Here is a 25,657-nt window from a genome sequence, read left to right as displayed (position 1 = left end):
AATGGGATTATTTAACGATCGCAAAAATGAAAATGGAAAAGAATTTGTACCTGTATGGTTCATGAGACAAGCTGGGCGCTACCATGACCACTACCAAGGTATGAAGAAAGAAAATACATTCATGGAGCTTTGTAAGAAGCCTGAGCTTGCCTGTGAAGTAACAATGGGGCCAATCAATGATTTTAAATTTGATGCTGCTATTCTTTTCTCAGATCTACTTTTCCCACTAGAACAAATGGGAATGGGTCTAGAGTACGCACCAGGACCAAAGCTTGAAATGAAGCTTGAAACAGTTGCAGATGTAAAGGGCCTTAAATTTCTAGACTCAGCAGAGAATTTCTATAAGTTCCAAGGTGAAGCATGTACTCTACTAAAAGATGCTCTTCCAAGTAACAAAACTCTTCTAGGATTTGTTGGAGCTCCATTTACTCTATATACATATGCTGTTGAAGGTTCACACGCTGGAGCACTTTATAGCTCAAAAATTGGACTATACGATGGACGTTGGGATGCATTTGTTGACCTACTTATCCCTGAGCTACTTGGAGAAATGAGAGCACAGGCAGTTGGTGGTGCAGACGCAATGTGTCTTTTTGATACAGCCGCTGGAGAACTTAACTTTGAAGATTACACACAAAAAGTTCTTCCTGTTCTAAAGAAAGTAACAGCTGAATTCAAAAAAGAATTCCCAAATAAAAAAGTAATCTACTACTCAAAAATGACTCACCTGAGATACCTACAAGCTATCGAAGATGACAATATTGATGTTCTAGGAATTGATTGGCGTCATGACCTTGGTCATGTTTTAAATACTCTAGGAAATGACTACTATATTCAGGGGAACCTTGAGCCAGCATACCTAGGACTTCCTTGGGAGACTCTAGAGAAGAAATGGATGGATCTATACGAGTCAGTACAAAATGCCAATGCACCGATGAATAAATGGATTTGCGGACTTGGCCACGGTTGTCTTCAGTGGATCGACCAAGAAAATGTACGCAAGAGTGTCGAGTTAATTCAAACAAGATTCCAATATTAATTATTTGGGCGCAAAGCGCCCAAACTCCCTTCCTATAAGCCTTCTCCACCATCTATGTAAGAAGATAATAGAATCTATCTCTATTTTAATTAACTGATTGCCCCTAAAATAATTTAGTTACAGTTATATAATAACCAAGGAAGGTTAGATGAAAATTACACGCAAGATTTGTTTTCAGTTACTAGCAGGACTCTCACTACTAACATTTAACTCTTATGCATTTGAGCACAACTACATTGTGACAGGAAAGGACTTATTCCAATCGACACAAAGTCTACACTCAAATCTACAAATCGATATTATCAAGGTTGAAAAAGACCTTGTTATTGCAAAAACAAAAATAATGAGCGAGCAGGCCGAAATCTCTCACCTTGCTCACGAAGAGCACCAAAGATGTGGTGGTTTCTTTGCATTCCAAACAAAAGAAGAAGCACTTCAATTTGTTAAAGAGCAAAAAGAAAACTCTAACATTAATGCATTCTTAGCTGATTATACAATCAATCAAGAAGACCTTGTTAGATCGGCCATTGCAAATACAAAAGAAAGCTCAATTAGAAGTGTTATTGAGAAGCTTTCAAGTTTCAATAATAGATACTACAAGTCTCAAACGGGTGTTGACTCTCAACAGTGGCTTAAAGACCATTGGACAAGCCTAACATCACACCGTTCTGATATCAGTGTTGATTTCTTCAACCACTCTTCATATCCACAGCCATCAGTTATCGCGACAATCAAAGGAAAGTCTGACGATGTTATCGTAATCGGTGGTCATGGTGACTCAATCGCAGGTTGGTGGGGACGCACAAACGCTCACGCACCAGGTGCCGATGATAACGCTTCAGGTGTAGCAACTGTTACAGAAGTACTAAAGACTCTTGCTCAAAGTGGATACCAACCAGAAAAGACAATTATGTTCATGTCTTATGCAGCTGAAGAAGTTGGCCTTCTTGGTTCAAAAGAGATTGCACAAACTTTTAAAAGACAAGGTAAGAACGTTGTTGGTGTTATGCAACTTGATATGACAAACTTCAACGGTTCAAATGATGACATCACAATCATTACTGATTATACAAATGAAGCACAAAACAATTTCCTAGGTTCTTTATTAGATAAGTATCTTCCAGAATTATCTTGGGGACGTGATACTTGTGGTTACGCTTGTTCAGATCATGCTTCATGGACTGCTCAAGGCTTCCCTGCTTCAACACCATTTGAAACTCGCAAACGTGAAATGAATGGAAAAATCCACTCTTCTCGTGACACTCTAGATAATATGGGTGGAACTGCTGATCACGCTCTGAAGTTTGCGAAACTTGCACTAGCATTCACAATCGAACTTGATAGATAGGATATCTCTCGACTTTGATCAGATAAAAAAAGCCAGCTTAATGCTGGCTTTTTTATTACTTAAATTCAATTGAAAGTGGACAGTGATCACTACCCATCACATCCGGCTGATGCCAGCAGTTCTTTACTCGAGAAACGAAATCATCCGTTGACCAGAAGTAATCAATACGCCAGCCAACATTTCTTGCTCGACAGTCTCCACGATAAGTCCACCAAGTGTAGTGGCCATTTTCTTCTGGAGAAGTGAATTCGCGGAAGAGATCAGTAAAGCCTTGGGCCTTAAACTCATCCATCCATTCACGCTCTAAAGGTAAGAACCCCGTTGTCTTCTTATTTGTCTTTGGATTTGCAAGATCATTTTCAGTGTGAGCAGTGTTATAGTCACCACAAATCACGACCTCTTTCTTTGTCTTCTTCTTAAGTGCTAAGGCCTTATCAGCAACCGCACGACAGAAGTCCATTTTATATGGAACACGTCCGTGATCTCTTTGCCCATTAGGGAAGTAGCAATTAAAAAGAATATAATCGTCAAATTCAGAAATAATCGTTCGTCCTTCACAGTCAAACTCTTCAATCCCAAGTCCAATCGTGTGCTTAACATTAACACCCTTTCGAACCCAAGTTGCTACTCCTGAATACCCTTTTCTCTCGGCCGGTGCGATAAGCACTTCGTGATGATCAGGGTTATTTAAGCGATCACTTAATTGTTCAGGTAATGCCTTTGTTTCCTGTAGGCAGATTACATCTGAATTATCTTCTAAATACCAATCGTAAAAACCTTTCTTTTCGCAGGCCCTAAGACCTGCGACGTTCCAACTAGAAATTTTAGCCAAAACTAAGCTCCTAAGATCGAAATACCAGAGTCAACGTAAAGCACTTGTCCAGTTACACCATTTGCAAGGCGTGAACCTAAGAACACAGCTGCTCCACCAACATCTTCTTGAGTTACGTTACGACGAAGTGGCGACTTCTCTTCAACATCATTTAAGAAACCTTTAAGCCCTGGAACACCAGAAGCTGCAAGAGTTCTAATAGGACCTGCAGAAATACAGTTTACACGAATTCCCTCTGGACCTAGATCGTCAGCGAGGTATCTCATTGTTGATTCTAAAGATGCCTTAGCAACACCCATTACATTGTATCCGTTAAGAACCTTTACTGATCCATGATAAGTAAGAGCGATTACAGAACAGTCTTTTGCCATAAGTGGCTTAAGCACATTACATACACCTAGTAGAGAGTATGCTGAAATATCTTGTGCCATCTTGAAACCTTCACGGCTTGTTTTATGGAAACGATCCTTAAGATCTGTTTTATCTGCGAATGCTAGAGAGTGAACAATAACATCAACTTCACCCCATTTCTCTTTTACGATCTCTGCCATTTGAGTCATGTGATCTTCATTTTGAACATCTAATTCAAATGTAAACTCTCCACCAATCTCTTCACTTAGTGGTTCAACTCTTTTTTGAAGAGCTTCGTTTAGGTATGAAAATGCAAGACGTGCACCTTGTTCTTTCATTTGCTTTGAAATTCCCCATGCAATTGATTTGTCATTTGCAAGGCCTAGGACTAGAACTTTCTTTCCTTCTAAAATTCCCATTTATTACTCCATTTTCTTTTATTATTTAATAAATTTGTAGCCGACAGAGCGGATACTAATTATGTGTTTTGGTTCTTTTGGGTTTTCTTCAAAGTATTTTCTAAAACGTACGATGAAGTTGTCAATGGTACGAGTATTTGAATCCTTTTTGTAGCCTAATAATTCAAGTAACTCACCGCGCGTCACCACTTCACCCTCATTTTGAGTTAAAAGTGTCAAAATCTTCACTTCCTGCTCTGTGAGAGTATACTCCTCCCCTTGTGAGCTGGCCTTAAAGTCCGAAAAGTTAATTTCATTCGCACCAAATTGATAAACGGACACTTCCTTCTTCGTCCAACTTGAGCGCTTTAAAAGACGCTTTACGCGCAAAATGAACTCATCCAGATTAAAGGGTTTTGATAGGTAATCATCTGTTCCCAAATTAAAGCAGCGCACTTTTGACTTTGAGCTATCCTTAGCAGAAAGGACAAGAATAGGTGTTTTCTCATTAATCTCACGAATTTGTACGAGAATATCCTCACCACTTAAAACAGGTAACATAAGATCAAGAACAACGAGATCAAAATCTTGCTCCCGATAAAAGTTAATCCCCAGGTCTCCGCGACTTGCATGAATGACTTCGTAACCTTCGAGTTCAAGATTTAAGATAATTCCTTTTGCAATATTTTGCTCATCTTCAATAAGTAAAATACGACTCATACTAACTAACCTTATTTTTAAATAATAGTTTTAAAGTTGTTCCATGGCCTACGCCTTCACTATCTGCACTAATGCGGCCACCGTGTATTCTCATAATCTGCATCGCCATATAAAGGCCAACGCCACTTCCCTTTGAAGACTTACCTGCTTGATAGAATTTTTTAAAGATATTCTTGATATCCTTATCATCAATCCCATCCCCATTATCGACAAAGAATAACTCACTAAAGCGTTTGCCTTTTTGGAAGATAATCTCCATTGTCTTAACTTCTTTGCTATTGTAGCGAATGGCATTTGTCAGAATATTCATTAAAAGAATATCAAATAGCTTGCGATCAAACTCGATTGACTCCTCATCATCGAGATGGACAAAAGAAACTTCTAGTTCCGAGAAATTATGACGATTACGATGAACAAACTCTTCAATTGTTTGGCGAATATTAATCTGCCTTAGATCTGGCTCAACCTTCTTTTCTTCAAGTCGTCCTAATTGGAGGATTTGCTCAATATTATCTCCCAATCGCTCAGTATCATGCCTCATGATATCCAGGTATTCTAACTGCTTTTCTCTTTCAAAATTGTGGCGCTTTAGCGTATCGATAAAGATAGAGATCGAAGCAACGGGAGTCTTTAGCTCGTGGGTAAAGCCATTAATAAAGTTCTGCTGCATACGATAGAGCTGGCGAAGCTTCTGGTAGTAATAGAAAACCATACTGAAGCCCACGATTATCAATGACACAAGGATCGATAAAATGAGAATCATAACCCATGTCTCAGTCTGCTGAAACTGAACAAGAGGGATATTAGATTTCTTCACAAAGTCCGTTAACTTTGCGTTTACCTCTAAATAAGAAGAAATATAGAGATATAAAGAAATCCCTAAGGCCACTAAACTCGATATAAAGATAAAGAGTGGATGGATAAAAAATGGTCCGCGTTTAATAAGTGCCATATTGCAAATATTAGCAATTATTGGCACTATAAGTTAAGGAAATAATCTCAATAATATACCAAAGAATTTAAATCGAGGAATTTATGCAAGACATCGCTCAATTTATTGACCACACTTTACTAAAGCCTGAAGCAAGTAGCCTACAAATTAAGAAGCTATGCCAAGAAGCAAATGAGTACGGCTTTAAATCAGTATGCATAAATCCTAGCAATATCCTTGAAGCAAAGAAACACATTGATCCAAGTAAGTCTCTAATTTGTACAGTGATTGGATTCCCTCTTGGGGCCATGACAACGGAGACAAAAGTTTTTGAAACAAAAGATGCCATTGAAAAAGGTGCTGATGAAATCGACATGGTTTTAAATATTGGAAGATTAAAAGAAGGCAATCTTGAATATGTTGAGCAAGATATTGCAGCAGTCGTTAAGGCCGCCAACGGAAAAGTTGTAAAAGTTATTTTTGAGACATGTCTTTTAAATGAAAAAGAAATTCGTTTAGCGGCCAAAGCATCCATAAGTGCTGGAGCTAGCTTCATTAAAACTTCCACTGGATTTTCAAGCGAAGGGGCCAATCCTGAAGTGGTTTCAATAATGATTGATGAGGCTCAAGGAAAGTGCGAAGTCAAGGCCTCTGGCGGTGTTAGAAGCCTAGAGGACGCACGTAAATATCTAGAAATGGGTGTAAAAAGACTGGGAACAAGTTCTGGCGTCGCGATCATGGAAGGTGAAAAAAATATCACAACTTCTTACTAATGTGTAAGTTTGCATCTTAGTGTGCTATTGATAGAACGTGGATGAGAGAGAGGGACTCGCACAAGGAGTTTTCATGAAGTCTATTTTGCTATCAGCAACTGTTACTTTAGTTTCAATCAAGGCGTACGCCAGCCTGCCATGTGAGCAGCTCGACCAAAATCTCGCTTATGAAAATACTCGTGAATTCATAAGCATCAAAAAGAAAATCACAGAAAATTCTCAAGTAAATGATGACATTCGAAATCGAATTAAATCACTTATTAAGAACACAAGAAATTACTACTTCAAATCAGGGTGTCAAAACCTAAGACATCAACAGCTCGGTATTTTATTAGAGCTTAATGAGCTGAAGAAGTTATAAGATTTTCTTTACCCTTGCCTACCTACTATTGCGTCCAGCAAAGTGCCACAATGACTTGAGAGTCATTTGGGCCAAGGCCAGGAAGGTTATATGGAGAGAGTCACACACCAATTAACAATTTCAAAACATGCAAAGAAGAGACTGCTAGAGCGCCAAATTCACTTTAGCGAAATTGATTACTCTCGCTTAAATGAAGCTGCTCATAAATTGAAGTTAAAAGGTTCAAAAGAGTCCTTAGTTATCACTGACGAAGCCGCCTTTATTCTGGATATCGACCGCTACTGTCTGATTACGGCAGTAAATAAAGATGAACTTAGTGATAATATCTTTACTAAGATTGATGCAACAATGATCTTATAGACTATTCCAGTAATTAGTTGGAAGCTCACCTTTTTTCGCTAATTCATTTGCAAGACTTGGTACCGCTCCACCAAAAACGAGTTCACCGTTTTCGATTTCAAGAACAGAAGTCGTAAGAATATTATTTCCTTCCATACTATTCACTTCCATCACCTGAGTGACCTTTCTTCGGCCATCATCCGTTCTTCCAAGCTGAATAATAAAATCAACAGCAGTTGAAATATATTTTCTTACAACATGGTATGGAAGATCAAAACCGGCCATTAAAAATAATGCTTCAACTCTTTGTAAACACTCCACTGGAGAATTAGCATGAATCGAAGTCATGCTTCCATCGTGTCCAGTATTCATGGCCTGAATCATATCAAAAACTTCGGCCCCTCTTACCTCTCCGATAAAGATTCGATCGGGCCTCATTCGAAGAGTATTCTTAACAAGCTGACTCATTGAGAGCCCTTCTTTTCCACTCGTTAGGCCGGCCTCAAGCCTTACACAATTTGTATTACCCACGACAAGCTCTAGCGTATCTTCAATTGTGATAATTCTTTCGTCTGGAGATACTTCCTTTAGAAGCATATTCATAAAAGTTGTTTTCCCAGAACCTGTACCACCAGAAATGAGAATATTCTTTTTGGCCTTAATAAGTGACTTAAAGAAAGGAACGTATTTTTCACTAATACCAAATAGCTGAGAATGCTTATCTAATTCGAAATTATTAGAAAGGTATTTTCTAATTGTAATTGAAGTACCTTGAGAAGCGTATGGTTCACTAATAATATTAATACGTGAGCCATCGGGAAGTCTCCCATCTAAGATTGGGTTTTCATTGGAAAACTTCTTCTTATTAAATAGTGCGACTTCATTTGAAAATTCAAGAATATCTTTCTTATTAAGAGGAACATTAAGTCCAATAAACTCTCCGCCTCTTTCAACAAAAACATTCTTTGATCCGTTTATCACGATTTCAGAAATTCCCTTCTTCGTCGAAAGGTCTTCTAACATTTTCCACACACTATTTTCTGCCATATACTTCCTTCTTCACACTAACTTAAACTGTTTTTGACGCAATCAAGTCAGTGTCTCCAATACTTAAGGCGTAATTGATTATATTTTTTTGTAATTGATATTTTTGATCAGTGCTTAACATTGACTCAATTGTATCAAAACTCTGTTTCGCTCTAATTAATCCAAAAAGCTTTTCTTCACCTAAGTATTTTAAAAAGTGAACAAGCATTAGTATCAAGATATCAATACGAATATTTCTATTTTTTGATTGAGCTAATAATTGATCAATTCTACGATCAGGGAAATAAGGGTGGTCCTCAATATTTTCAAGATCAGATTCATAACAAGAAACTTTGAGGTACATCCCAAGTGAAATTAAACGAGAGTAGCCACTTACCGTTTTATCGCGAAATCGTGATTCAATTTTTTTAATATCCTCAACCTCTTCTGTCACAACAGCATGAGGGTGATTACTATTATAGAGAAAGTTCATATAGTAGGCCAAGAGACGATCACGAATTCCATGCCAACCATACTTCTTCACAAGAGAAGTTAAATCAGTCTCCTCCCCGCCATTTAAAATACGATAAAGAATCCTGGCCATCGCAGGTGATTCAAAGAGATATCTTTGTAAATCGACAGATGTGTTACTAGAGCTTGAAACATCACTCAAAAGTAACTGACAAAATCTCTCGGGAAGTTCTACATAATCTAATTCCATAAAACTATGATAAATGAGATTTAGGTGAGATTCCAGCTTTATATTAATAAGCTGCTGCTGTTATAATAGATCTATGAAAACACCCATTTTAGAAGAATTTAAACTCAAGGCCATTGATAAAGAAGAAATTAAATTGGCGATGAAAACTTACCGTGTTGGTCATCAGCCACTTTATCTAGATGCATCGAAACTCCAAAGAGATCGACTCATTAAATTACTGGGACTCTTATCTAATGTTTTAGAGGAAGAAAATCTTTCTCCAAAGTTTCCTTACCCTTTCTACATCATCTCAGATATCGAAGATATTTGGACTCGTTTTCCTATTTTTAAGTCACTTGAGGATCTTCCCAAGTACTACCAATTTGAAGCGGCCAGGCCTACAAACAAGGAACAGAAGATATTGGACTTCATTGATATCTCAGCTTCTAATATAAGAAATGAAGATGTACAGTTATGTCTTGATGAATTCGGACGCACGATCTCTTCACAAAGAATCATTAAAGCACTTGCCAAAGAAGGTGCAAAACTTGAAAAATTAATTTCAATCATGGAAGACGAAAATGTCAGAAGATAACGGTAATGACGAGCTTAAAAAAATTGATCAACATATAAAGAAGGTTCTAGGAGATGAGTTTGCCCCACCTCCTAAGAAGCAGTCTGCCGGCAGTGAAGAACATAAGCTGACAAATTTTCTCGATATTGAAAAGAATCGCATCAAGCAGCTAAAAGACTTCTTTCAAACGAGAGTGCCAAATGTTATTGAATTAAACCAATTTGATGAACTGATGCAAGAGCTAGTTGAGTATAATGACCAACTTCGTGCAAAAGTGTTAAAGAAGACAGTTCAAAAAGACTCTAAATTTAGTCTAAACTTAAAACAAATATTTAATAAAACTTTTATCGAATAGGAGAAGTGAATGAAGAAGATTTTTATGATGGCACTATTATGTGTATCGACTTTAGCAATGAAGCCTGCAACAGTTGAAATCTCAGGTGAAAATGGTGGTCGCCTAAATGGGAAGGCCTGGTCTTCATCAGAACTAAAAGATAAAGTTCACGTTCTATTCTACGTTGACCCTGACGAGAAAGACTTAAATAATCATGCCTCAGAGGCCCTGGCACGTGAAAAGTTTGACCTTACAAAGTATGCTTCTGTTGCAGTTATTAATATGGACGCAACTTGGCTTCCAAACTCAATTCTTGAGGGTGCTCTAGAAGACAAGCAAAAGAAATATCCTAATACTCTTTATGTAAAAGACCTTGAAAAAGTAATCGTTAAAAAGTGGAAAGGAATCGTTAAAGATGATGACTCGAATATCCTAGTTTTCAATAAGAAAGGTAGCCTTGTTTACAAGATCAATGGAAAAGCAAGCGATGCCCAAGTGAAAGAAATGATCTCAATTATTAAAAAGAATATGTAGGTGCCATGCACCTTTGGTTTCGCACCTGCTAACAAGCGGGTGCATACTCTCCCCTGTTTTCACATACGAAATATTCAACAAAATAATCCCTTTTTTTATTTTATTCATTCTTAAACTCAGTTATCAGTGCTGAATGCCAAGAAAACCAATCATTAGAACAAATCTTTGTCCATACCACATTTATATCAGAACAAATAATAAAGAATGGTTTGACATTCCCATGCCTACCGTTTGGAGCTATTGTTTAAAGTCAATTAAGTATGCACAAAATTACCACCCAGTAGAGATACAAGCATTTGTCTTAATGACAAACCACTATCACCTCTTAATTTGGACACCAAATTGTGATATCGATCGCTTTATGTTCTTTATGAATTCACACCTAAGTAAGCTGATTAGAAGAGAAACAGGTCGAATAAATCGTATCTTTGGAGATCGCTATAAGTGGTCAATTGTTAAGGACCAAAAGTATTATCAAACTGTATTACGCTATATTTATCAAAACCCCAATCGCAAAGGGATTACACAACTGTGTCAGGATTATGAATTTTCGACTCTATCTTATGTTATTAATAACGAAGATTTAGGATTTAAATTAAAAGAACCAATAATTGGTGATCCTATAACTTTCCTAGAGTGGGTAAACCAAGAAGACGAAAAATTTTCATCAAATAAAATTAGAGATGGTTTAACAAGGCCTGAATTTAAAATTAAGAATAATAGAACTTCCCGGCGTATTTAGCAGGTGCGAAACCAAAGGAGCATGGCACCTACTCTTTTATGATTGTCGTTGAGTTCATCAAGACAGGATAAGTTTTTCTAAGCTTCTTCCCATTTTCTAATAAATAAGGCCATTCAACGACAACTTCATTAACCTTCTCATCTCCAAGACCAATGTGAATATAAGATGAATTTTGAGGTTGGAATTGGCCAAAAGATGGATAGTGCTGGCGAGTAAGAGTATTGCCCTTATCAGTATCTGCGATTACCTTCGCACCATAGGCTTCTTTATTAGACTTTTTCCCAATGAGCTTAAGCTTGATAAAGTTCTTTTGCGGAAGCTGATTTTCGAATAAGTAAACTCTTGGCGTAATTCTAAAATCACGAGTATTCGTTTGAATCGTTAGAATATCCATTCTTCCGTCATCGTTAAAGTCTAGGACGACAGTAGAGCTTGGATTGACAATATCAATTCCAAGATCTGGCGCACGGTTAACTAACTCATGATCATTTTCCTGTACAAATGAGACAAGTCTTGAGTGAGGAGGAAAGCCAGAGTTATCAACGATTAAATCAATAAGTCCATCGTTATTTAAGTCACTCCAAAGTCCTCTCATGTCACCTTGGTTCCAATTGGCCTTCGCCTCATCGTTTGTATATTCAGTACGAATGAATGATATCTTTTTAACACCTTTGTTCGTCAAAATACTTGAACGGTCACGAGAAGCTAGATCAAGAGAGTGAGAGATTTCTCCCATGGCGATATCGTAGTAGCCATCATTATTATAATCACCGCAAATTGCAAAAGTAGAGTTTCCGCCGTTATAGCGGCCACCACTAGTGATTGTATCCATGCTGTAACCAGAACTCTGGCCAGCATCAGTGTAGACAATATTTTTCCCACGTTTTGTTGAAAGCCAAAGCTTATTTGGATGGCCTGCAGAGTTACTCGTTAAGATATCAGGAATGCCGTCATTATTGATATCACAAATACTTGAAGAAAAAGTGGGTGCAATATTTATATATGTGCTACCACGTTGATCAAGCTCAGTTGTAAGCGCCCCTGAGATTTCAAAGACCTTGCCCTTCTTATAAGTAAAGAGGCGATTCTCAATTGCCTCCCCTTCTTTATTACGATCAAACCAATTAGCGACAAAGAAGTCTAAGAGTCCGTCATTATCGTAATCAAAGAGGTTAACGTTTGAAATAGGAGCAATGAAGTCAAAGCTTGTCTCACCAAATTTCCTGAAGACGATACCATTATTGCGGGAAGGGCTTCCCTTATATGAAACAAGTGGTTTTTTTGTTAAGGCCGACTTCTGGTTATGAATCCCAGTAACAACATCGACGATTCCATCCTTATCAAGGTCTGCAAACTGTAAGAATGTCACCTGAACATCATCTTCAAAGTAGATATTCTTTGCTTTAACAAAACCTTCATCTGTGGCCAAATAAAACTGAGGCACAGAATAATTTCCATTTAAGAAAACAAGGTCTTCTCTTCCATCGCCGTTGATATCATAGACGTAAACACGCGATGCCTTAATACCACTTAGTCCAAGCTTTTTCGTCACATCGACAAATTTCGAAGATGACTTTGTTGGCCCATAATTGAGCTTTACTTGTTTAGCTTTTGATTTCTTTTCTTTCTTTTTAAAAACCTTACTAGAACAAGAAGTTACGAGTATGGCCGAAGAAAGTAGCAGGAGAGAATATTTCATATCAATATTCTAATAGGCCCCAGCATTTTTTACTAGGGCCTAAGAGATTATTTTTTAAATTGTCTTGAAAATAATTAGAAGTTGATGATATCTAGGCCGTAACCATCATTTGCACAAACTTGATCAGAAGTTTCTTTAACAACTTTATCATCATGTGAAGTCATTGCCTTAAGATTTGTTACAACAACAGCTCTTGCATCTTTTAGTGCGACACGAGCAAGGTTAAGAGCATAGTCTTTCTTGTCTTGTTCGATCTTGTCACTATTAAGGATTGAAGTTGTACGAGAAATTACAGCAAGCATTACGTAAAGGTTCATCGCCATTTCAGCAATTCTCTTTTGTGGAAGCTCATTTCCAATAATATTCTTACCATACTTCATTAGTGTATTTTCAACTTGAATCGCAAATTGACCAAGAAGAGAGTTAAACTTCCCTGCTTCTTTATCAAGCTTAGCATGATGCTTAGTGATTAGACGTTGCCCAATCATCTTTGATAGACGACCTTTTGCGAAGTTTGTTAAAACACCGACTGACTTAATCGGATCTTGAAGAGCTTTAGAAACGTCTGCCGCCTTACCAAGAGCTTTCATGCTTTCAGACGGGTTTCTGATACCAGAAAGAGCAAGGAAAATTCTTAGAATTTCGTTTGTTCCTTCAAAGATCATATTAATACGAGAGTCTCTCATAATTCTTTCGTATGGATACTCTTTCATATAACCATTACCGGCCGCAATCTGCATCCCTTGGTCAACAACTTCCCAAAGAGACTCAGAACCATAAATTTTACAAACAGCAGTTTCTAGGTAGTAGTCGTTTAGACCTTTACACATATTACCAGTTGTCATGTAAACAATTGATTCTGTTGCATAGATTCTTGCTGCCATTAGAGCAAGCTTATCTTGAATAAGACCAAATTCAGCAATTGGCGCACCAAATTGTTTACGTCCTTTAGCGTGCTCAGTTGCAAGCTTAAGAATTGTCTTCATTCCACCAACACATCCTGCACCAAGTGAAAGACGTCCAGAGTTAAGAACGTTCATGGCAATCTTGAAACCTTTTCCAAGCTCACCAAGAATATTTTCTTTAGGAACAATTACTTTATCAAAGTAAACCGCACGTGTTTCTGATGCACGGATTCCCATTTTGTTTTCTTTTTCACCAAATGAAAGACCTTCCATTCCCTTTTCAATAACAAAACAAGAGATCTTCTCTTTTGTTTCACCATCTACTTCGTGATCTGTCTTACAAAATACTGAGTAAAATTCAGCTGTACCAGCATTTGTGATCCAAAGCTTCTGTCCAGTGATTGTATAAGTACCGTCACCATTATCAACGGCCTTTGTCTTAATCGAATATGCATCAGAACCTGATCCTGGCTCAGTTAAACAAAATGCTGCTAACTTTTCACCTGAAGCAAGTTGTGGAAGCCACTTTGCCTTCTGCTCTTCAGTTCCTTCATTAAGTAGTGCACGGTAACCAATCGACTGGTGAGCACCAATCATTGTCGCAACGGCACCATCAAAAGAAGCAACTTCTGCAAAAACGCGACTATAAAGAGTATAGTCAAGGCCAAGACCACCTAGGTCTTCATGAACACCCATCCCAAAAAGCCCAAGCTCAGCTAGACCTTGCATTACTTCTGGTGGGATCACACCTTCATGATCCATTTTCTCACCGTCTAAAGTCCCCTCACAGAACTTATTTACAGCGTTCACCATCTCGCGCCCAAAGTCTTGCTGCTCATCAGTAAAACCAGGGTATGGAAATACATTGTCTTCTTTAACTTCACCAAAGAATAGATCTCCAACAATGGAGTCCATCATTTGCTTTTCTTCACTCATCATTAAGTCCTTTTTTAAATCCATCTATGTGGGTAGAAATTTGATTGACTAGAATTCCCTGACATTTTAGCACGACATACGTCAAATAATCAAAGCAAACACTTACTAAAGTTTGTCCGACAAAAACACTCGGTCACAAATAAAGAAAATTCTTACCGAATATATCAATGGTTGATGCTTTGGGTAAACAACCTTAAAATACTATAAGGTATTAAAATATAAAAACTTTCAAGAAGAAACTTAATGACGAAAAAGAAAGGATTCTTTTCAAAAATTAAATCGAAGTTATCCAAGGAACAGGATGACAGTGAATTTATTGAGCATGAAGAAACTCTTCACGATGGCGAAGAGTATGAGGAAGAGTACGAAGGCGACGAAGGCGAAGTCTACGAAGAAGATGTCGACATCCCTCTTCCACCCCCTCCAACTGCTCAACTAGATAATCATCAAGAGGAAGATCAAGACGAACATCAAGAAGATGACAACGTGTTGGAAGACCCAACTCTAGAAGTCTACATTGATGACCTTGAGGCACACTCTGAAGAAGACGCAGGCTTCTTATCAAAGCTAAAGAGTAAGCTCTCTAATAAATCAAAAGATGACACTGAAGATGAAGACTCTGAGGAATTTTCAGATGATGAAGAAGACGAGCTAGAGGCTGAATCAGGCAATAAGTACAATGTCATGCAACGTATGCTTGATAAGATTAAATCTAAAACTGAAGACTTTGATTTATCAAAAGTTGGCGCTGGAAAAAGAGGAAAAGGCCACCAATCAGGTGCCCAATACTTCCTGCCTAACCTTCTAAGTAATGAGTCTCGTCCAAAGATTCATCACTACTTCTTAATTCTCTTAACTTGTGCCTTCTTATATCAGATTGGAAAGTTTGCCGCTCTTTTTCTAAGTGGAAAAGATAGCAGTGCAAAATTTCAAACAAACTTTAGTCGCCCTACTACATACGACCACAATCCATCGATTGCTAATATTAGAAATTACAACCCTTTCAATATTCAAGAAGATGAGAATGAAAAAGCTGAAACAAAAGTTAAGCGTCCAAAGAATGTTGTTAAGGTTTGTCTTTCGGCCGATCAAGAATCAAGACTTGGCTTTAAGCTGCTAAATACGATCGTTCTACAAAATACAAAGAAGTCAGTTGCTAGTGTTTCTAACCGTGGAAAAGTTGAAAATGTTCGTGTTGGTGGAAAGATTAATAATATTGCAGAAATTGGAAGTATCACTCGCCAAAAAGTTATCTTTAAAAACTTAAGAACTGGTGAATGTGAATTCATTGCAAATGTTGACGAGAAAGCGAAACGCTTTGCACGCAAGGCCAATACAAAGATTCTTCCTCCAAGTAGAGCGAAAGAAGTTATGCCGGAATTCAATAAAGATATTAAAGTTGAAGGAAATAACTTTAAAATCAAGAAAGAACTTCGTGACTCTCTTCTAAGTAATATTGGAGACGTTCTTACGCAGGCCAAGGCCATTACAATTAAGAATCCAGATGGATCACTTTGCTTCAAAATGACTGAAGTTAAACCTGGTTCAATCTATTCATACTTAAATGTTCAAAATGATGACATAATTTGTGAAATTAACGGCGCAAAAATCGAGAATATGAATCAAATTATGGGAATGTTTGGAAAAATTAAGTCTACGGACTATTACGAACTCGGTATTAAGAGAAACGGAGTTCAGCAAAGCTACAACTACAATTTTGTCGAATAATTATAGGGATCATGGATGAAGAAACTATTTTTAAATCTCTCAGCACTATCTTTACTATGTCTGGCCGCAGATCCGGCGCAGGCCCAGTTTAGACAATTTAAATCAAAAACGAAGGTTAATCGTGATGCGACTCCTTCCGCTGCCAACCTACTCAATAGTGGGAATGCAGAGTCAGGAAGTGATGCATTTGGTAGAACAGCGACTCAACCAAAGAAGTCTGACGATGCTTACGTTAACTTAAACCCAGAAACTGCTTTTGGGCCAGAGATTGTCACAAGCTTTGATTTTGAAGACACTTCCCTACAAGACCTGACAAAGCATATGCAAAAGCTTACAGGGCTTAACCTTATTATCGACAAGGACCTCAAAGGAAAGATTTCAATTTCAGCACCAACTCCAATTACAGTTGGTGATGCATGGAAAGCTTATTTAGCAGCGCTTAATATGAATGGTTTAACAATGGTTAAATCTGGTGCTTTCTACAAGATTGTACAAGCAAGAGATATTCGCTACATCCCTACAAAGATCTACACAGGTAACTATGTTCCAGAAACAGAAAATTACCTAATGAAGATTATTGCTCTTAAGAATATTGATTCAACAGAAGTTTCTCGTTCATTTAGACCTTTCATGTCTCGTTACGGGCGTATTATTGAAATCAAGCAAACAAATACAATTATCATTCAGGATACTGGTTCTAACATCAATCGTTTAATGAGTTTAATTAAATTCATCGATGTTCCTGGACACGAAGAAACTCTTCAAATTATTCCTGTTAAAAATACTTCCGCTTCTGAAATTGCTAAGCTTCTAGATAAGATTCTAAAAGATGATACATCAAAGAAGACTTCTTCAAGAAGAAGTTCAGATGGAGGTGGGCAAATTATTTCTAAGCTTACTGCTGAGCCACGTACGAACTCTATTATTGCCATGGCCAATTCAAGTGGGGCAAAGAGACTTAAAGAGCTTATTAATAAGCTTGATGTTGAGTTAGTTGCTTCAAATAACGAACAAATCCACGTTTACTACCTTTATCACGGTGATGCAGAAGATATGTCAAAGACATTATCTGAGCTAGTTAGTGGATCAAAGTCGAGATCATCATCGAGCACGAGAAGGACTTCTCGTTTTTCTAGAACTTCAAATGATGACAATAATGAACTATTCAATGCAGAAGTAAGAATTACTGCAGATAAATCAAATAACGCTCTTGTTGTTACGGCCTCACCTACTGACTGGCTTACACTTGAAAAAGTTATTAAGAAGCTAGACCAACCAAAAGACCAAGTATTTATCGAAGGTCTTGTGATGGAAACAAATATCTCAAAGTCTCGTGACCTTGGTGTTTCTATTGTTGGGGCCTACGGTTCTGGTGCAGCTGATAGAGCTGGTTCAATTAACGGAACTTCAGGTTCAATCCTTACTCAGCTAATTTCTGGAACATGGACATCAATTGGTGGTCTATTTGCAGGTGTTGGTCTTGGTAACGAAATTGAAACAGAGATTAATGGTCAAACTGTTAAGATCGACTCTGTTAATGCTCTAATTTCAGCAATTGCAAGTAATGGGGATACAAACGTTCTCTCAACTCCACAACTACTCGTTCAAGATAATACTGAAGGTATATTTGAAGTTGGTGAAAAGATCCCTGTACCGAAGGAAACTCAAGCATCAAATGGTTCGACAACGACATCACTTGAGACACAAAACGTTACGTTAAAAATGAAGATAACTCCTCAAATTAACAAGGTAACGAGATATATCAAACTAAAAATTGACCAAAACTTTGAAGATTTCTCAAGTAGAGCACTCCCATCTGGTGTACAAGCAGTAGGTGTTGGTACTGTTGTAAGAAGTGCCGTAACAACTGTAACTGTTCGTGACCGCGACACAATTGCAATGGGTGGTATGATGAGAGATAAGACAACTGATTCAGTAAGTAAGGTTCCCCTACTTGGTGATATCCCAGTTCTTGGTTGGCTATTTAAGAACACGACGACTCAAACAGAAAAACTTAATATGCTAATGTTCTTAACACCAAAGATTCTTGATAACTATCAAGAAGACGTTGCAAGTACTGTTAAAGAGAGCTTAAACCGTCGTGCTTCTCACCTTAAAGAGTTCCATGGTGAAAAAGATCCATTTAAGTCAACAGCTAAGGGTCTTTATAATAAAGCTCAAAAACAAGAGCAAGGTCCTCTTTATGATGAGCAACGTAATAAGTATTACAAGCAACAAAATCAGGATAGCGTAATGAACGAATCAGTAATTGAGCCAAGCTACAATGACGTCGTTCAAAAAGTAAACGCTAAGAAATCTGCAACGAAGAAGGCCCCTGCTGTAAAAGTAAAGTCTGCAAATAAAGAAGTTGTGATTAAGAAGTAATTTAAAAAGGCTTGATGTTAATGAGAAACCAAATGCTAGAAACATTTGAACACGGTAAAGAAAAGATTGGTGAGCTTTTAATTAAGCACACCTCTCTTACACGTGAGCAATTAGATGAGGCGCTAGAGATTCAACAAGAATCTGGCATGCTTATCGGTGAAATCTTACTTAAGAAGAACTATATTCACCCTCACGATATTACAAAAGTAATTTGTCACCAAATTGAAATTCCATATGAGTCTGAAATTGACGTGGACTCAATTGACCCGGAACTTATTACAAATATTCCAATCAATTATGCAAAGACTCAGGAGCTTATTCCAGTGATGGAAACTCCCCGCTTTGTTTCAGTGATTATCACTGACCCTTTCAATTTTGATGCTATTAACGATTTAAGAGAGATCTTTAAAAAAGATATTCATATCTCTGTTGCCCAGCCTCTAAAAGTTAATGATGCCATTAACCGTGTTTACGAGAAGGCCAATAAGAATATGGTTCAGTCTCTTGAAGATGAATTCGATGAGTCTCTTGATCTCGATGGGCCAATTGATATCTTAGATGCAGGAGCTGATGAGGCCCCTGTTATTCGCTTCGTAAACTCAATTATCTTTAGAGCAGTAAAAGAGCGCGCGACCGATATTCACATCGAGCCTTATGAAAAAGAGTCGATTTATCGTTTTCGTATTAACCGAGTTATGACGGAAGTTTTAAGACAGCCTCTTAAGACTCACTCAGCTGTTGCCTCACGTATTAAGGTTATGGCAAAGCTAGATATTGCAGAAAAACGTCTTCCACAAGATGGGCGTATTCCTATTAAGATGGCCGGTAAGGATATTGATATTCGTCTTTCGACGGTACCTGTTCAAAATGGTGAGCGTATCGTTATGAGGATTCTTGAAAAAGATAATAATATCCTTCAGCTAGACCACCTTGGTTTCCATGGAAAGGTTCTTGATGATCTCGATGCCCTCTCGCAAAGAAAAGATGGAATTGTTTATGTATCAGGTCCAACTGGTCACGGTAAGTCGACAACTCTATTTGCAATGTTAAGTCGAATTAATACACCAGATAGAATGATTATTACAGTTGAAGATCCGGTGGAATATGAAGTACCAGGAATTTCACAGATTCAGGTAAATCATAAGATTGAACTTTCATTTGCCAAAGCACTTCGTGCCATTCTTCGTCAAAACCCTGATGTTATCATGGTTGGGGAAACAAGGGACTACGAAACTGCAGAAATGGCAATTCAGGCCTCAATTACAGGTCACTTTGTTCTCTCGACAATTCACACCAATGACGCTTCATCTGTACCGAACCGTCTGATTGATATGGGTGTTCAGCCATTCATGATTGCCTCTTCTCTTTCAGGTGCACTAGCGCAAAGACTTATTCGAACTCTTTGTAAAGAGTGTAAGAGGCCAAAAGATATTACAGATTTCGATCTCGAAGTTTTAGGGATTGATAAGATACCAGAAGGTTCAACAGTATACGAATCAGCAGGTTGTCCAAGTTGTGACAATAAAGGCTACTCGGGGATGACTGTTGTTGCAGAACTTCTAATGATAAACGATGAAATTCGCTCGCTGATTATTAACTCTGCCCCATCTGGACAAATTAAAAAAGTTGCCCAGAAGTACGGAATGAAAACTCTTAGAGACGATGCTATTGAAAAGGTTCTTATGGGAATTACTTCAATTGCAGAAATGAACCGTGCTATTAATATTGAAGGCGAAGACGAAAGTCAGGAATAACAAAGAGTAAAAAGAAATGGCCATATTTGATTACAAAGGTATTGATCGCACCGGAACTGAAAAGAAAGGTAATATCACAGCAGAGAACGAACAGGCAGCAAAGGCCAAGATTCGTGCTCAAGGTATTATGCTTACAGCGATTAAAGAACATAAGTCTTCTAGCAAGACTTCTTTTGAACTAAATTTCGGTAGTACCGTTTCAATCAACGATCTCTCTCTTATGACAAGACAGCTGGCCACTCTTGTCAAAGCAAGGATTCAAATTGTCGAGGCCTTTAACGCCCTCATTGAACAGTGTGAGAACCCGAAGCTTAAAGTTGTCCTTTCAGAGATACGCCAAAAAGTTAATGAAGGTAGCTCCCTTGCATCAGCATTCTCTGACTACCCTAAAATCTTTGATCATATCTATGTCAACATGGTTGAAGCTGGTGAACAGTCAGGAACATTAGACATCGTTCTTCTTCGTCTTGCAGAATTCACAGAAGCGCAAGTTAAGTTAAAAAATAAAGTAAAAGGTGCCATGATGTATCCAATCATCATGCTTCTTGTTGGTGCCCTTGTTATGGGTGTCATTCTTGTCCTGGTAATTCCAAAGATTACAAAAATCTTTGTTTCCATGAAAAAAGAATTACCACTACCGACAAAAATTTCAATTTGGTTATCTGGTTTTTTACAACAATATTGGTGGGCCGTAATTATTGGAGCTTTCGGGCTTTACTGGCTATTTAATCGCTATATTAATACTAAGAATGGTCGTGCTAAGTGGGACTACGTTACTCTGAAACTTCCAGTCTTTGGTTCACTTATCACAATGGTGAACGTATCGCGCTTTGCCTCAACTCTAGCAACACTTTTAAATTCAGGTGTTCCAATTCTTGCTTCCATGAAAATTGTGAAAAACCTAATTGGCAACGTTCATATGCAAGATGCCATTGAAAGTGCTCGTGTTAATATATCGGAAGGTTCTTCCATGGCGGCGCCCCTTGCACAATCAGGATACTTCCCTATCATGGTTACCCATATGATTAGTTTAGGTGAGAAATCAGGTGAACTAGAACCAATGCTTAACATCATTGCAGAAAACTACGAAGATCAGGTAGAATCTAAATTGAGTGGGTTAACATCTGTTCTCGAACCTATTATGATGGTCGGTATGGGTGGAGCTGTTGCCTTCATTGTTATGTCAGTTGTCGTACCGATGATGGAACTAAACTCAATCAACTAAGCTTTTTTAGAGGATATAAAGAAAGAAGACATTTAAGGAGATTTTAAATGAAGAACAATTTTTTTAAGCGCCAAGTAATGAAGAGTCAGGCCGGGATGACATTAATTGAAATCCTAATTGCCCTTACTCTAATTTCATTAATGGGGACATTTATTGCAGGTAAGGTTTTCGACTCACTAGAAGAAGGTCGTGTAAAATCAGCAAACATTCAAATGAAGTCACTAGAGTCACTTCTTAAAGACTTTAGAAGAAAATGTAACTTCTACCCAACGACAGAGATGGGATTAGATTCACTTATCTCAAAGCCGTCTGGAGGACGCGAGTGTAAGAACTATCCACCAAATGGATTTATCGATGCAGATGAAATTCCATTAGATCCATGGGATATGGAGTATGTTTATACTTCAGATGGAAAGACTTACAATATCATGTCTTATGGTAATGATAACGAAGAAGGCGGAGAAGGTTTCGCTGCTGATATCTACCTAAGAGATAAGAAGTAATTTAAATTAAAAGTCAGGGAAGTTATGCATAAGGCACATGGACAATCAGGTTTTACATTAATTGAAATTCTGGTATCTATGGCCTTAGCCTCCCTACTTCTCTACATGGTTGCAGGATCAACCTTTTCCTCTCGCCGCAACCTCGATGACACGATTGAAAATATAGAACGTATTATTCGCTTCTCAAGTGATGAAGCTAGTCTAACAAATAAGTTCTTACGAGTTGGTTTTGATATTGAAGATATCGACCAAAAACTTTCCCTAGAAATGGCCCAAAGTAATGACTTTGTTATCGATATGGACTCGACAAAGAATTATGATGACCTGACAGCGGAAGAACAAAAAGAAGCAAATAAGCAAGGAAGATTTATGCCACTTCCAGACTTTGATGCGAACGAGTTTCGTCCAACTGGTGGAGTTCGTATTGTTGCCATAGGCAGCACCCTGACACAAAAATTACACACAACTGGCAAACCATATGTCTACTTTTACCCCACAGGTGAGAAAGATTCTGTTATAATTATTCTTGCAACTGAAGATGAAATGGTCGCACTATCAACTGAGCCCTATACTCAAGTAATCAATCGTGAATACGTGGGCCTGGAAGATGTGAACTTTTCTAGTGACGACTATATTGAAAAACTAACAACTAAAGCAGAAGAACTTTATAACGAATGGTTAAGCAATTAAAAAATAATTCAGGTTTTACCCTCATTGAGGTTCTTATTGCGCTCGCAATATTCGCAGTCTTTATCACTTCATACATTACTGCCCAAGGCTTAAATATTACTGACTCAATGGAAATGCGCACAGAGATTACTCTACGTGAGTATGGCATTGAGAAAATGAATGAAATCTTAGCCTATCCACCAGAGCTAAAAGATAGCATCACGCTCAAGCCAGAGTCTGGAAAATTTGAAAGCAATGACAATATTAGCTATAGCGTCGAATGGAAGAATTTTACTGTTCCAGATTTTGAAAAGATCTCAGGGTCTGAAACACCTGACGATGGTGATGATAGTAATAATGCTATTCAAAAGCAGATTTTTGGTGTTGTAAAAAAGAATCTTGAAAAGCTTCTTTGGCAAGTTAGTGTCACAGTTAAAGATGATACAACTGATGAAACATATACAATTAGTACATGGTTATCAAATGATAAGTACAAGGTGCAGATAAACGGACTCTAGGTTTTTAATGGAAAGCATTGAAAAAAATCATATTCACAAAAATGAAGATGGCTTTACATTAATTGAAGTTCTCATCGCTATTGCTATACTCTCTGTTCTTATGACGGCCATCTACACAATTGTCGATAGTAGTGTAAATACGAATGATCGTGTCACAAAAGAAGATCGTGAAAGACTTCAGTTAGAAATTGGTATGATGCGAATAGAAAGGGATATCGAATTAATCAACTCTCCCCTTTACTATGAATCATCTAAGGCCGATGACAATAAGGCCTTTGCTAAGGCGTATAACACATCACAGTCCCAATCTCAGTCAAGATCAAGACTTGGTGGTTCAAGTCAACAGCAGCAACAACAGCAGCAATCAAAAAAATATGTCATGACGACTCATCTTTATAAGAATAAGAATTTTGATAACCTTTCAGCTGGTAATGTTCCTATTCCAATTCTTTTAAATGAAGAAAAAGGCTCTCTTGTTTTTCTATCATCTGCCAACCGCAGGCTTGTAAAAAACATGAAGCAGTCTAATTTAATGTGGGTACGTTACCGTGTTGTGACTACTTCGACAGAGGGCCAAGACGAAGAAGAAAAGAATACAGAGGCTCCTTACTCACTTACCAGAACAGTCATCCCTGTTGATATTTACAATAAAGAACTCGACTGGGGTAAGGCCAAAGAATATCCAGTGATTGAAAATCTTAGAGATTTCTCCTTTGAGTTCTACAGCCCTGAAAAAGAAAAATTTGTTTCATCTCTTAGAGAGTTAAATAAGCTAAGAAATACCCCACGCCTAATTCGTATGAATATTGATTATGTTTCGAAAAATGGTGATGAGCTTCAACTTAACCGAACAATACGTGTTATGTGGCCAGAATTTAATTCTAGCGAAGACTTAAAGGAAAAGTATGACTTTAAAAAATAAGAAGACAATACTTAGAAATGAGTCAGGAATTGCCATTATCATGGTAACGACCGCTGTTGCTATTTTAACAGTACTACTTGCACAGTTCACTTACGAAACAAAACTTAATAAGATTAGAATTCAAGGACAAGTTGATAAAGTACAAGCGAAACTAAACGCTGAAGCAGGACTTCACTACGCTCTTTCTGTGCTAAAAGTTTACCGCGAAGCATGGAATAAACTTGAAGATAATACTTCTCTTCAATCGACTATTTCAAAAAGTGATATTGAAGCGATTGCCACTCAGCCTTTTATTGTTCCTATTCCAGTATCAACAGAGCTCAATGCACTACAAAAGAATGCCATTGCAGAATTTGAAAAAGAATCTCTCATTCAAGGGTCAATTTCAGTGAGCCTAAAGCCAATCACAGGCTTTCTCAATCCAAATACATTAAGAGTTATTAAGCCTGTCAACGGAAGCTCTTCTCAGTCATCTTCAAGTCAAAGTGGTCAAGATGGTTCAACAATTACGCCACACCAATTTATGGAGAAAACGTTTACAGATATGCTTGAGAGAACTTTTAGAAATGAGATTGAAAATAATGAAGACTTTGCCCTTCACTATTCAAACTTAGACCCAAAGCTACTTGTTAAAGAATTAAAATACTATGTTTCAGGTAAAGAAGATTACGATGAACCTGAAAAGGCCGATATCGAAAGAACTTACCAAAACCTTGGTGTGGAAGCAAAGCATGCGGCCTTTGAAACTGCTGATGAACTCTACTCTCTTGCTGGTTGGGATGATGAAATCGTGAACTTAATCAAGGATCGAATTTCTATTCACAATGTCTCGGTAATTAATGTAAACGAAATTACAATTAATCAGCTTAAAGTTCTTTTTCCAGAGATGTCAGACGTTGCCCTTGAAGAGTTCTTTAAATACCGCGACGGTGATGAAGAAAATGGAACTTCACCAAGTTCATTTAAAAGTGATAAGGATTTTAAAGAGCTAATCACAAATCGAATTGGTGCAGTTGAATCTTCTGACTTTGATAAGAGAATCAAGGAATTTGCCGATGCCGATATCATTATTGGAACAGGTGGAAAGTTATTTAAACTAGAATCAATTGGTAGCTATGCTGATACGATCTATAAGTTGACTGCTTTTATCGACTTACCAATTAAGCCCCAAGCTCCATCGACGACATCCCAAGGCCAGAGTGGACAGCAGGCCGGCGGCTCCCAAAATCCAGATGAAGATGATGACGGTGGTAACGGACAACAACAGTCGGGATCTGCTTCTCAAGGACAAAAGCCCACAGGAAAGAGCTATCTCTTACGCCCAAGGGTTGTTGAAATTCGCACTTATTAATGGCAAATTTTTCATTCAAAAAAAAACAGCAAAGTTATTGAAATTTGGTAAAATAAATTT

Annotated in this window: 26 protein-coding genes; 18 read left to right on the top strand and 8 right to left on the bottom strand. The window is 37.8% G+C overall.

All coding sequences use genetic code 11. From position 1 onward, the window contains the following. Position 1 precedes the first annotated feature (1 nt). Together ABMA79_RS03555 and ABMA79_RS03550 are read left to right on the top strand one after the other, a co-directional pair. Positions 2-1,039: a uroporphyrinogen decarboxylase family protein gene (locus tag ABMA79_RS03555; RefSeq protein ID WP_392856276.1), complete on the top strand. Its 1,038-nt coding sequence runs from the start codon at positions 2-4 to the stop codon at positions 1,037-1,039. Between the two features lie 148 nt (positions 1,040-1,187). Beyond that, the gene (locus ABMA79_RS03550) at positions 1,188-2,387 is read left to right on the top strand and encodes a M20/M25/M40 family metallo-hydrolase (RefSeq protein ID WP_392856278.1); all 1,200 of its coding nucleotides are present in this window, start codon (positions 1,188-1,190) and stop codon (positions 2,385-2,387) included. 55 nt (positions 2,388-2,442) lie between these two features. On the opposite strand, the gene ABMA79_RS03545 is transcribed toward ABMA79_RS03550, so the two are convergent. From ABMA79_RS03545 to ABMA79_RS03530, 4 genes are read right to left on the bottom strand one after another with little or no spacing between them, the layout of a single operon-like run. Continuing rightward, positions 2,443-3,219, bottom strand: a complete 777-nt coding sequence (locus tag ABMA79_RS03545; protein WP_392856280.1) for an exodeoxyribonuclease III — start codon at positions 3,217-3,219, stop codon at positions 2,443-2,445. A 2-nt stretch (positions 3,220-3,221) separates the two neighbouring features. Next, complete coding sequence (locus tag ABMA79_RS03540) at positions 3,222-3,989, bottom strand: enoyl-ACP reductase (protein ID WP_392856281.1); 768 nt, start codon at positions 3,987-3,989, stop codon at positions 3,222-3,224. Between the two features lie 21 nt (positions 3,990-4,010). Next, positions 4,011-4,688, bottom strand: a complete 678-nt coding sequence (locus ABMA79_RS03535; protein WP_393090341.1) for a response regulator transcription factor — start codon at positions 4,686-4,688, stop codon at positions 4,011-4,013. Between the two features lies 1 nt (position 4,689). Beyond that, the gene (locus ABMA79_RS03530) at positions 4,690-5,640 is read right to left on the bottom strand and encodes a sensor histidine kinase (RefSeq protein WP_392856283.1); all 951 of its coding nucleotides are present in this window, start codon (positions 5,638-5,640) and stop codon (positions 4,690-4,692) included. An 83-nt stretch (positions 5,641-5,723) separates the two neighbouring features. On the opposite strand from ABMA79_RS03530, the gene deoC reads away from it, so the two are divergent. The 3 genes from deoC (at position 5,724) to ABMA79_RS03515 (ending at position 7,113) form a co-directional block, all read left to right on the top strand. Beyond that, on the top strand, positions 5,724-6,392 hold the full coding sequence (gene deoC, locus ABMA79_RS03525; RefSeq protein ID WP_393090338.1) for a deoxyribose-phosphate aldolase: 669 nt from the start codon (positions 5,724-5,726) through the stop codon (positions 6,390-6,392). Between the two features lie 73 nt (positions 6,393-6,465). Further along, positions 6,466-6,753, top strand: a complete 288-nt coding sequence (locus ABMA79_RS03520; protein WP_103216828.1) for a hypothetical protein — start codon at positions 6,466-6,468, stop codon at positions 6,751-6,753. A 90-nt stretch (positions 6,754-6,843) separates the two neighbouring features. Continuing rightward, positions 6,844-7,113, top strand: coding sequence for a flagellar protein (locus ABMA79_RS03515; RefSeq protein ID WP_392856286.1), 270 nt, complete (start codon positions 6,844-6,846; stop codon positions 7,111-7,113). On the opposite strand, the gene ABMA79_RS03510 is transcribed toward ABMA79_RS03515, so the two are convergent. Both ABMA79_RS03510 and ABMA79_RS03505 read right to left on the bottom strand, forming a co-directional pair. Beyond that, positions 7,108-8,139 (bottom strand): CpaF family protein, encoded by a 1,032-nt coding sequence (locus tag ABMA79_RS03510; protein ID WP_392990036.1) that lies wholly within the window; start codon positions 8,137-8,139, stop codon positions 7,108-7,110. The genes ABMA79_RS03515 and ABMA79_RS03510 overlap by 6 nt on opposite strands. Before the next feature lie 22 nt (positions 8,140-8,161). Continuing rightward, complete coding sequence (locus ABMA79_RS03505; protein ID WP_392856291.1) at positions 8,162-8,839, bottom strand: hypothetical protein; 678 nt, start codon at positions 8,837-8,839, stop codon at positions 8,162-8,164. 73 nt (positions 8,840-8,912) lie between these two features. Here ABMA79_RS03505 and ABMA79_RS03500 point away from each other — a divergent pair, with 73 nt between their 5' ends. From ABMA79_RS03500 to ABMA79_RS03485, 4 genes are all read left to right on the top strand, one after another. Then, entirely contained in the window at positions 8,913-9,413 is a 501-nt protein-coding gene (locus ABMA79_RS03500) for a hypothetical protein (protein ID WP_392856293.1), read from the top strand. Continuing rightward, positions 9,400-9,747, top strand: coding sequence for a hypothetical protein (locus tag ABMA79_RS03495; RefSeq protein ID WP_392856295.1), 348 nt, complete (start codon positions 9,400-9,402; stop codon positions 9,745-9,747). Before ABMA79_RS03500 ends, ABMA79_RS03495 begins: the two co-directional genes overlap by 14 nt. Before the next feature lie 9 nt (positions 9,748-9,756). Beyond that, positions 9,757-10,260 (top strand): YtfJ family protein, encoded by a 504-nt coding sequence (locus tag ABMA79_RS03490; RefSeq protein WP_392856296.1) that lies wholly within the window; start codon positions 9,757-9,759, stop codon positions 10,258-10,260. A gap of 133 nt (positions 10,261-10,393) precedes the next feature. Further along, positions 10,394-11,002, top strand: coding sequence for a transposase (locus ABMA79_RS03485; protein ID WP_393090335.1), 609 nt, complete (start codon positions 10,394-10,396; stop codon positions 11,000-11,002). A 28-nt stretch (positions 11,003-11,030) separates the two neighbouring features. Here the strand turns inward: ABMA79_RS03485 and ABMA79_RS03480 are convergent, their stop codons facing one another. Together ABMA79_RS03480 and ABMA79_RS03475 are read right to left on the bottom strand one after the other, a co-directional pair. Then, positions 11,031-12,701 carry a CRTAC1 family protein gene (locus tag ABMA79_RS03480; RefSeq protein ID WP_393090332.1) on the bottom strand — a complete coding sequence of 557 codons (1,671 nt, stop codon included), beginning with the start codon at positions 12,699-12,701 and terminating at the stop codon, positions 11,031-11,033. Positions 12,702-12,775: 74 nt separating this feature from the next. Continuing rightward, the gene (locus tag ABMA79_RS03475) at positions 12,776-14,542 is read right to left on the bottom strand and encodes an acyl-CoA dehydrogenase family protein (protein ID WP_392856301.1); all 1,767 of its coding nucleotides are present in this window, start codon (positions 14,540-14,542) and stop codon (positions 12,776-12,778) included. Positions 14,543-14,785: 243 nt separating this feature from the next. Between ABMA79_RS03475 and ABMA79_RS03470 the strand changes: the two genes are divergently transcribed. Genes ABMA79_RS03470 through ABMA79_RS03430 form a run of 9 tightly spaced genes read left to right on the top strand, consistent with a single transcriptional unit; the run spans position 14,786 to position 25,597 of the window. Further along, a complete protein-coding gene (locus ABMA79_RS03470; protein ID WP_393090330.1) occupies positions 14,786-16,270 on the top strand; it encodes a hypothetical protein in 1,485 nt (494 codons plus the stop codon). Between the two features lie 15 nt (positions 16,271-16,285). Then, complete coding sequence (gspD, locus tag ABMA79_RS03465) at positions 16,286-18,655, top strand: type II secretion system secretin GspD (protein WP_393056158.1); 2,370 nt, start codon at positions 16,286-16,288, stop codon at positions 18,653-18,655. A gap of 20 nt (positions 18,656-18,675) precedes the next feature. Continuing rightward, positions 18,676-20,409: a GspE/PulE family protein gene (locus tag ABMA79_RS03460; RefSeq protein WP_393090327.1), complete on the top strand. Its 1,734-nt coding sequence runs from the start codon at positions 18,676-18,678 to the stop codon at positions 20,407-20,409. 16 nt (positions 20,410-20,425) lie between these two features. Continuing rightward, positions 20,426-21,634, top strand: coding sequence for a type II secretion system inner membrane protein GspF (gspF, locus tag ABMA79_RS03455; protein WP_392856309.1), 1,209 nt, complete (start codon positions 20,426-20,428; stop codon positions 21,632-21,634). Positions 21,635-21,681: 47 nt separating this feature from the next. Next, positions 21,682-22,137 carry a type II secretion system major pseudopilin GspG gene (gene gspG / locus ABMA79_RS03450; RefSeq protein ID WP_392856311.1) on the top strand — a complete coding sequence of 152 codons (456 nt, stop codon included), beginning with the start codon at positions 21,682-21,684 and terminating at the stop codon, positions 22,135-22,137. Between the two features lie 24 nt (positions 22,138-22,161). After that, positions 22,162-22,827, top strand: coding sequence for a Tfp pilus assembly protein FimT/FimU (locus ABMA79_RS03445; protein ID WP_393090324.1), 666 nt, complete (start codon positions 22,162-22,164; stop codon positions 22,825-22,827). After that, positions 22,812-23,324: a prepilin-type N-terminal cleavage/methylation domain-containing protein gene (locus ABMA79_RS03440; protein ID WP_392856314.1), complete on the top strand. Its 513-nt coding sequence runs from the start codon at positions 22,812-22,814 to the stop codon at positions 23,322-23,324. The genes ABMA79_RS03445 and ABMA79_RS03440 overlap by 16 nt, the downstream gene beginning before the upstream one ends. Positions 23,325-23,331: 7 nt before the next feature. Then, complete coding sequence (locus ABMA79_RS03435) at positions 23,332-24,246, top strand: type II secretion system protein J (protein ID WP_393090321.1); 915 nt, start codon at positions 23,332-23,334, stop codon at positions 24,244-24,246. Continuing rightward, on the top strand, positions 24,230-25,597 hold the full coding sequence (locus tag ABMA79_RS03430; protein ID WP_393056165.1) for a hypothetical protein: 1,368 nt from the start codon (positions 24,230-24,232) through the stop codon (positions 25,595-25,597). The genes ABMA79_RS03435 and ABMA79_RS03430 overlap by 17 nt, the downstream gene beginning before the upstream one ends. Positions 25,598-25,657: the final 60 nt, after the last annotated feature.

Source organism: Halobacteriovorax sp. HFRX-2_2, assembly GCF_043196705.1.
In the GTDB taxonomy this organism is placed as follows: domain Bacteria; phylum Bdellovibrionota; class Bacteriovoracia; order Bacteriovoracales; family Bacteriovoracaceae; genus Halobacteriovorax_A.
Note: the sequence above shows the minus strand (reverse complement) of the source record. Positions and strands in the feature narration are given on the sequence as shown.

Coding starts and splice junctions, on each gene's coding strand:
- ABMA79_RS03480 (WP_393090332.1), bottom strand. CDS start 12,701: ATGAAATATTCTCTCCTGCTACTTTCTTCGGCCATACTCGTAACTTCT.
- ABMA79_RS03500 (WP_392856293.1), top strand. CDS start 8,913: ATGAAAACACCCATTTTAGAAGAATTTAAACTCAAGGCCATTGATAAA.
- ABMA79_RS03490 (WP_392856296.1), top strand. CDS start 9,757: ATGAAGAAGATTTTTATGATGGCACTATTATGTGTATCGACTTTAGCA.
- ABMA79_RS03440 (WP_392856314.1), top strand. CDS start 22,812: ATGGTTAAGCAATTAAAAAATAATTCAGGTTTTACCCTCATTGAGGTT.
- ABMA79_RS03435 (WP_393090321.1), top strand. CDS start 23,332: ATGGAAAGCATTGAAAAAAATCATATTCACAAAAATGAAGATGGCTTT.
- ABMA79_RS03550 (WP_392856278.1), top strand. CDS start 1,188: ATGAAAATTACACGCAAGATTTGTTTTCAGTTACTAGCAGGACTCTCA.
- ABMA79_RS03460 (WP_393090327.1), top strand. CDS start 18,676: ATGAGAAACCAAATGCTAGAAACATTTGAACACGGTAAAGAAAAGATT.
- ABMA79_RS03495 (WP_392856295.1), top strand. CDS start 9,400: ATGTCAGAAGATAACGGTAATGACGAGCTTAAAAAAATTGATCAACAT.
- ABMA79_RS03475 (WP_392856301.1), bottom strand. CDS start 14,542: ATGAGTGAAGAAAAGCAAATGATGGACTCCATTGTTGGAGATCTATTC.
- gspD (WP_393056158.1), top strand. CDS start 16,286: ATGAAGAAACTATTTTTAAATCTCTCAGCACTATCTTTACTATGTCTG.
- ABMA79_RS03505 (WP_392856291.1), bottom strand. CDS start 8,839: ATGGAATTAGATTATGTAGAACTTCCCGAGAGATTTTGTCAGTTACTT.
- gspG (WP_392856311.1), top strand. CDS start 21,682: ATGAAGAACAATTTTTTTAAGCGCCAAGTAATGAAGAGTCAGGCCGGG.
- ABMA79_RS03520 (WP_103216828.1), top strand. CDS start 6,466: ATGAAGTCTATTTTGCTATCAGCAACTGTTACTTTAGTTTCAATCAAG.
- ABMA79_RS03470 (WP_393090330.1), top strand. CDS start 14,786: ATGACGAAAAAGAAAGGATTCTTTTCAAAAATTAAATCGAAGTTATCC.
- deoC (WP_393090338.1), top strand. CDS start 5,724: ATGCAAGACATCGCTCAATTTATTGACCACACTTTACTAAAGCCTGAA.
- ABMA79_RS03530 (WP_392856283.1), bottom strand. CDS start 5,640: ATGGCACTTATTAAACGCGGACCATTTTTTATCCATCCACTCTTTATC.
- gspF (WP_392856309.1), top strand. CDS start 20,426: ATGGCCATATTTGATTACAAAGGTATTGATCGCACCGGAACTGAAAAG.
- ABMA79_RS03540 (WP_392856281.1), bottom strand. CDS start 3,989: ATGGGAATTTTAGAAGGAAAGAAAGTTCTAGTCCTAGGCCTTGCAAAT.
- ABMA79_RS03430 (WP_393056165.1), top strand. CDS start 24,230: ATGACTTTAAAAAATAAGAAGACAATACTTAGAAATGAGTCAGGAATT.
- ABMA79_RS03535 (WP_393090341.1), bottom strand. CDS start 4,688: ATGAGTCGTATTTTACTTATTGAAGATGAGCAAAATATTGCAAAAGGA.
- ABMA79_RS03510 (WP_392990036.1), bottom strand. CDS start 8,139: ATGGCAGAAAATAGTGTGTGGAAAATGTTAGAAGACCTTTCGACGAAG.
- ABMA79_RS03555 (WP_392856276.1), top strand. CDS start 2: ATGGGATTATTTAACGATCGCAAAAATGAAAATGGAAAAGAATTTGTA.
- ABMA79_RS03515 (WP_392856286.1), top strand. CDS start 6,844: ATGGAGAGAGTCACACACCAATTAACAATTTCAAAACATGCAAAGAAG.
- ABMA79_RS03485 (WP_393090335.1), top strand. CDS start 10,394: ATGCCAAGAAAACCAATCATTAGAACAAATCTTTGTCCATACCACATT.
- ABMA79_RS03445 (WP_393090324.1), top strand. CDS start 22,162: ATGCATAAGGCACATGGACAATCAGGTTTTACATTAATTGAAATTCTG.